This is a genomic window from Acinetobacter sp. AB03 (genome assembly GCF_058107045.1).
On record NZ_JBUEBA010000078.1, the window covers coordinates 1 to 5,587 of the forward strand.

Below are 5,587 nucleotides of genomic sequence, written 5' to 3' on the forward strand. Positions count from 1 at the left end.
GATCATGAATCACAAAAAATATTGTTGAAAATACCTTCAAACATAGGTTTATGCAACAAAGCCTTTTTTAGTCACATATTTCAGTTTCAATTAAACAATCTGTTTGCTCGATGCCTTCACAACATTGTTCACTTAGAAACTCAATTAGTGATTTCATTTGTTTATAATTAGCCACGTAGTTGACATATCGACCTTGCTGCCTTTTTTCAATTAGTCCTGAATGGGACAATTCTTTCAAATGAAAAGATAAAGTCGCAGCAGGCAGTTCTAAGCGTTTACCGATGTTACCGACTGTACACCCCTCATCACCCGCAACAACAAGCAATCTAAATATTTTTAAACGCGAACTTTGAGCTAATGCGCTTAAACACGTTACTGCCTGTTCGGGGTTTATTAAAGATGTATGCATAAAACTAAAAGAAAATCCTAAAGAGCAATCTCTAATTATAAGTCATAAAGTATGACAACAATATGTATATCTAGAATGCTTTTTGTTTACCAATCATAAGGCTGTCATAAAAGTGACATATTTTATATATATATTTCCATATATCTAGAATCATAGATGCTTACAAAAAAGTATTTTATTTATTGGAGTAATAAATTATGAAAAAACTTTCTCGTATCACCTTGGGGTTGCTATCAGCTGGTTTGCTGGCATCAAATGTGCACGCGGCAATCATTAAAATTGATGGCTCAAGCACTGTATACCCGGTAACAGAAGCAGTGGCTGAAGAGTTTCAAATAACTACTAAAGAAAAAGTAACAGTTGGTGTTTCGGGTACAGGTGGTGGTTTTAAAAAGTTTTGCCGTGGTGAAACAGATATTTCTAATGCATCTCGACCAATTCTAAAAAAAGAAATGGAACTTTGTGCACAAAATGGTATTAAATTTTATGAGTTACCCGTAGCATTTGATGCATTAACAGTGGTAGTAAATAAGAATAATAATTTTATTAAGCCTTTAACCGTTAACCATCTTAAGAAAGTGTGGGAACCTGCTGCACAAGGTAAAGTAAAAACTTGGAGTCAAATTAGTTCAAGTTTTCCAAATACCCCATTAAAGTTATATGGGCCGGGTGCAGACTCAGGTACGTTTGACTATTTTACTGAAGCTGTTGTTGGTAAGGCAAAATCTTCTCGTGGAGATTACACAGCTTCAGAAGATGATCATGTAATTGTTCAAGGTTTGTCGCGTGACAAAAATGGTTTTGGCTATTTAGGCTATGCTTATTACATTGAAAATAAGAGCAAATTAAAAGCGGTGCCAGTTGTAAATGATAAGGGCAAAATTGTTGCACCAAATGAAGCGAATGTTCTAAATGGGAGTTATAACCCATTATCCCGCCCAATCTTTATTTATGTAAGTCAATCTGCTTTGAAAAAACCAGAAGTACAAAAGTTTGTTGATTTTTATATGACTAAATCAGCTCCGCTGATTAAAGAAGTGAAATATGTTCCGTTGCCTAAAAAGGCATATACCCACAACCTTGACGTAATTAAAAAAGGCAAGCTTGGTACTGTATTTGGTGGTGAGGCGCAAGTCGGGTTGACGATTGAAGAGTTAATGAAGCGTGAAGCTAAACTCTAATCCTTAAGTTGTATGAGGTTGTTTTAAGAAATTAGAGCAACCTTGTTTTCGTTTTATTGTACTCGTAAGGATTAAGTTATGAGTTCCAATTCAAATGTTAGTACTAGATTTGCTAAAAATAGATTCAGAAATACTAAAGAATTAATTATTGAGATAATTCTATTCCTTGCTGCATTTGTTTCTGTTGCAACCACAATCGGAATTATCTGGGTTTTAGTTACTGAATCTATGCATTTTTTTGAGCATGTTTCTATTGTTGATTTCGTCACAGATACTGAATGGACGCCACTATTTGAAGATGCTCATTATGGAATTATGCCCCTCTTAGCCGGCACATTAACCACATCCTTGGTTGCGCTTAGTGTTGCTATTCCTCTAGGTACTATCATTGCTATTTATCTTTCAGAATTTGCAAACCATAAAGTCCGTGAAGTCGTAAAACCTTTCTTGGAGTTGTTGGGCGGGGTTCCTACCATTGTCTATGGATATTTTGCACTAGTCGTTATTACCCCACTATTACAGATTATATTCCCGAGTCTTCCAGGCTTCAGTATGTTATCTGCGGGCCTCATTATGGGGGTAGCCATTATTCCTTATATTAGTTCGCTTGCTGAAGATGCAATGCGAGCAGTACCTATGAGTATGCGTGAAGGCTCATATGCAGCGGGAGCAACAAGATTTCAAACAGCTCTACGAGTCGTTTTTCCAGCAGCACTTTCTGGAATTCTTTCGGCTTATATTCTTGGTATTTCACGAGCTGTCGGTGAAACCATGATCGTAGCTGTAGCAGCAGGTATGCAGCCAAATCTGACATTGAACCCAATGGAGCCTGCTCAGACTATTTCGGCATACATTGTGCAAGTTGCTTTAGGTGATTTACCTCATGGCTCAATTGGGTATCAGTCAATTTTTGCTGCGGGTCTAGCGCTTATGTTACTTACCTTAATATTCAATATTTTAGGGCATGTATTACGTAAACGTTTCCGCGAAGTATATTGAGGACTAATCTGATGAAGCAAGATATAAGCGTAACTCTACCCGAGTTAAGAACACTGATTCAAAAAAATAAGCGTTTTGATATTTTATTTTCTATTCTAGGCTTTTTATCGCTCTTGTTAGCGGTGATGACGTTTCTCGTGTTATTTGCACAAATGGCAGTAACCGGGTGGGAACGCATTTCGCCAGAATTTTTTACAAACTTTCCTTCACGCCGAGCCGAGTCGGCTGGAATTTTATCTGCCTTGGTAGGTTCAATACTGGTCATGCTAGTTACAGCGGTAGCTGCAATTCCATTAGGAGTAGGTGCCGGTGTCTATTTAGAAGAATATGCACCTAAAAATTTATTAACCGACATTATTGAAATCAATGTCACAAATTTGGCGGGTGTTCCTTCAATCGTATACGGGCTACTTGCATTAGGAGTGTTTGTTTACGGATTTGGGCTTGGGCAAAGTATTTTGACTGCAGGTCTGACTTTAGCATTACTTATTTTGCCAATCATTATTGTTTCTACTCGGGAATCAATTCGTGCTATTCCTTCTCATATTAGAGAGGCAGCATATGGAATGGGAGCAACCAAGTGGCAAGTTGTTCGAGACCATATTATCCCTTATTCACTATCAGGAATATTGACAGGGATCATTATTGGTTTGTCACGCGCCATTGGAGAAACTGCACCTATTATCACGATTGGCGCCCTTACATTTATTGCATTCCTGCCCCCTTCTCCGGTTAGCCCAGAATTCCCATGGGTAAATTTCGATTGGTTAAGTTCAGGATTTACTGTCATGCCAATTCAAATGTTTAACTGGACATCGAGACCAGCTGAGGCTTTTCAGGTAAATGCAGCCGCAGCAGGATTTATTTTAGTCTTATTGACACTTTCCATGAATGCCTTAGCCATATTCCTACGCTACAGATTACGAAAAAATATTAGTTGGTAATTGAATAAGAGATTTAAAGAGAATGAGCATCGTTATGAAACCTATACAAGCTAATCAGCAAAATGAAGTTCCAGAAACTCCATTAAAGTTAAAAGCAGAGACACGAGATTTTAGTTTCTACTATGGAAACTTTAATGCAATCAAAAAAGTTTCAATGCCAATTTATGAAAAAAAGGTTACTGCACTAATTGGTCCTTCTGGTTGTGGAAAATCAACATTATTACGCTCATTCAATCGTATGCATGACTTATATCCTGATACGCATTATGAAGGACGTATTGATTTTCATCCAGATGAAACAAATCTGCTAGATCCTAAAGTTGATCCAATTGAAGTTCGTATGCGCGTTGGAATGGTATTTCAGAAGCCCAATCCCTTTCCGAAATCAATTTTTGAAAATGTGGCGTATGGTCTGCGTTTAAGAAAAGAAAAGAGCAAAACATATATACAGGATCGAGTAGAGCAGGCCTTAAAAGATGCTGCATTATGGAATGAAGTAAAAGACCGCCTACATAATCAAGCCACTTCTTTGTCCGGTGGGCAACAGCAGCGTTTATGTATTGCGCGTTGCTTAGCTACAGATCCAGAACTTTTGTTATTTGATGAGCCAACTTCTGCACTAGACCCTATTGCTACAGCAAATATTGAAGATCTTATTCATTCAATACGTGAAAAAGTGACTATTTTGATAGTAACTCACAATATGTATCAAGCAACACGTGTTTCTGATTTTACTGCTTACATGTATATGGGGGAGTTAGTCGAATTTGGTAAGACAGAAGATATATTTACTAATCCTCAACACCCTGAAACTGAAGCATATATAACTGGTCGTTTTGGTTAAGTATTCAAGGAACTGTATATGGAACAAAAACATATTCATCATCAATTTGACATTGATCTTCAAAATATGTCCTCTCTATTTTTGGACATGGGGGAGTTGGTTGAAACACAGTTAAGTTTTGCTATAAGGGCAATACAGAATAGTGATCAGACTTTAACTAAGCTTGTGATTCAACAGGAAGAAAAAGTCAATGAGTATGAGATAGAAATTGACGCCTTATGCAGTTCAATCATTACCAGAAGGCAGCCTATAGCATCTGACTTACGCTTTATTATTGCGGTTTCGAAGATGACTACAAATCTTGAACGGATTGGGGATGAGGCCGAAAAAATTGCAAATAAAACGAGAAGATTAATTTCTGAGAATCAGATCAGCCTGATTAATAACATTGATCTATTAGAAGTATCGCAACTTTCTTTGTCTTTGTTTTCGAACGTCTTAACTGCTTTTAAACAACAAGATGTTAAGAAAGCTAAGGAGATTATTAAGGCTGACAAAGTCATAAATGATGCGTTTGTCAAAATTCTAAATAATCTAATGCAAGGAGTCTATTCGAATAACGAAAATGTATCTGCTCTAATGGATTTGCTGTTTATGGCTAAAGGTATAGAGCGAATTGGCGATCATACTAAAAATATTGCAGAGCTTATTATTTATATCGTGGAAGGCGTTGATGTTCGTCACAAATAAGGGGATAAGCTATGAATGTGACAAAGTGTCTTGATAATCTTAACGAGCTAAGTTATCAATTAAATATCATAAATAGTCAGACTATTTTGGTAGTACAGGATCCCTTGTGTAACGATAAAGGAATTGTGGAGAATCAGCTGAAAAAATCTGGATACAGAATAAAAACGGCTTCAGGTTTTCAAGAAGGTTTAAGGGCTTCAACATCTTCAGAGATATCACTAGTGGTTCTCGACTGGGATGAAGCTACAGAAATTAGTTTGGCTTTTATTATTGCATTTAAGCAAAATCCGTTAACGAGAAATGTGCCTTTAATTTTTGTAACCAGTACTTTTAATGACCAAATATTTGTAGACTATTTACAAGCAGGTGCAGATGATTATGTTATTAAACCTTGTCTCAATTACGTTCTAGGGGTAAGGATAAGATTTGCACTCTTACAATTAGATAAATTCTTAACTTCGAATCATTCAATAGCACATCACGATCAAGCTAAAATTCCTAAATTAAAATTTGATTCAAG

7 protein-coding genes are annotated in these 5,587 nt (G+C 36.6%); 6 read left to right on the forward strand and 1 reads right to left on the reverse strand.

The window, feature by feature from the left end; genetic code table 11:
* Nucleotides 1-67: 67 nt before the first annotated feature.
* On the reverse strand, nucleotides 68-409 hold the full coding sequence (locus ACY3FQ_RS18455; RefSeq protein ID WP_489774622.1) for an ArsR/SmtB family transcription factor: 342 nt from the start codon (nucleotides 407-409) through the stop codon (nucleotides 68-70).
* A gap of 197 nt (nucleotides 410-606) precedes the next feature.
* On the opposite strand from ACY3FQ_RS18455, the gene ACY3FQ_RS18460 reads away from it, so the two are divergent.
* The 6 genes from ACY3FQ_RS18460 to ACY3FQ_RS18485 all read left to right on the forward strand — a co-directional run.
* The gene (locus tag ACY3FQ_RS18460) at nucleotides 607-1,590 is read left to right on the forward strand and encodes a PstS family phosphate ABC transporter substrate-binding protein (protein ID WP_489774623.1); all 984 of its coding nucleotides are present in this window, start codon (nucleotides 607-609) and stop codon (nucleotides 1,588-1,590) included.
* 78 nt (nucleotides 1,591-1,668) lie between these two features.
* Nucleotides 1,669-2,589, forward strand: coding sequence for a phosphate ABC transporter permease subunit PstC (pstC, locus tag ACY3FQ_RS18465; protein WP_058870683.1), 921 nt, complete (start codon nucleotides 1,669-1,671; stop codon nucleotides 2,587-2,589).
* Nucleotides 2,590-2,600: 11 nt separating this feature from the next.
* Nucleotides 2,601-3,533, forward strand: a complete 933-nt coding sequence (gene pstA, locus ACY3FQ_RS18470; protein WP_087011453.1) for a phosphate ABC transporter permease PstA — start codon at nucleotides 2,601-2,603, stop codon at nucleotides 3,531-3,533.
* A gap of 34 nt (nucleotides 3,534-3,567) precedes the next feature.
* Nucleotides 3,568-4,377, forward strand: coding sequence for a phosphate ABC transporter ATP-binding protein PstB (gene pstB, locus ACY3FQ_RS18475; protein ID WP_489774624.1), 810 nt, complete (start codon nucleotides 3,568-3,570; stop codon nucleotides 4,375-4,377).
* A gap of 18 nt (nucleotides 4,378-4,395) precedes the next feature.
* Nucleotides 4,396-5,067, forward strand: coding sequence for a phosphate signaling complex protein PhoU (phoU, locus tag ACY3FQ_RS18480; RefSeq protein ID WP_160255361.1), 672 nt, complete (start codon nucleotides 4,396-4,398; stop codon nucleotides 5,065-5,067).
* A gap of 11 nt (nucleotides 5,068-5,078) precedes the next feature.
* Nucleotides 5,079-5,587 (forward strand): response regulator (locus ACY3FQ_RS18485; RefSeq protein ID WP_489774625.1); only part of this gene is annotated, 509 nt, incomplete at its 3' end.

Excerpts from the sequence above, each read along its gene's own strand:
- pstA (WP_087011453.1), top strand. The coding sequence starts at position 2,601 with ATGAAGCAAGATATAAGCGTAACTCTACCCGAGTTAAGAACACTGATT.
- pstC (WP_058870683.1), top strand. The coding sequence starts at position 1,669 with ATGAGTTCCAATTCAAATGTTAGTACTAGATTTGCTAAAAATAGATTC.
- phoU (WP_160255361.1), top strand. The coding sequence starts at position 4,396 with ATGGAACAAAAACATATTCATCATCAATTTGACATTGATCTTCAAAAT.
- ACY3FQ_RS18455 (WP_489774622.1), bottom strand. The coding sequence starts at position 409 with ATGCATACATCTTTAATAAACCCCGAACAGGCAGTAACGTGTTTAAGC.
- pstB (WP_489774624.1), top strand. The coding sequence starts at position 3,568 with ATGAAACCTATACAAGCTAATCAGCAAAATGAAGTTCCAGAAACTCCA.
- ACY3FQ_RS18460 (WP_489774623.1), top strand. The coding sequence starts at position 607 with ATGAAAAAACTTTCTCGTATCACCTTGGGGTTGCTATCAGCTGGTTTG.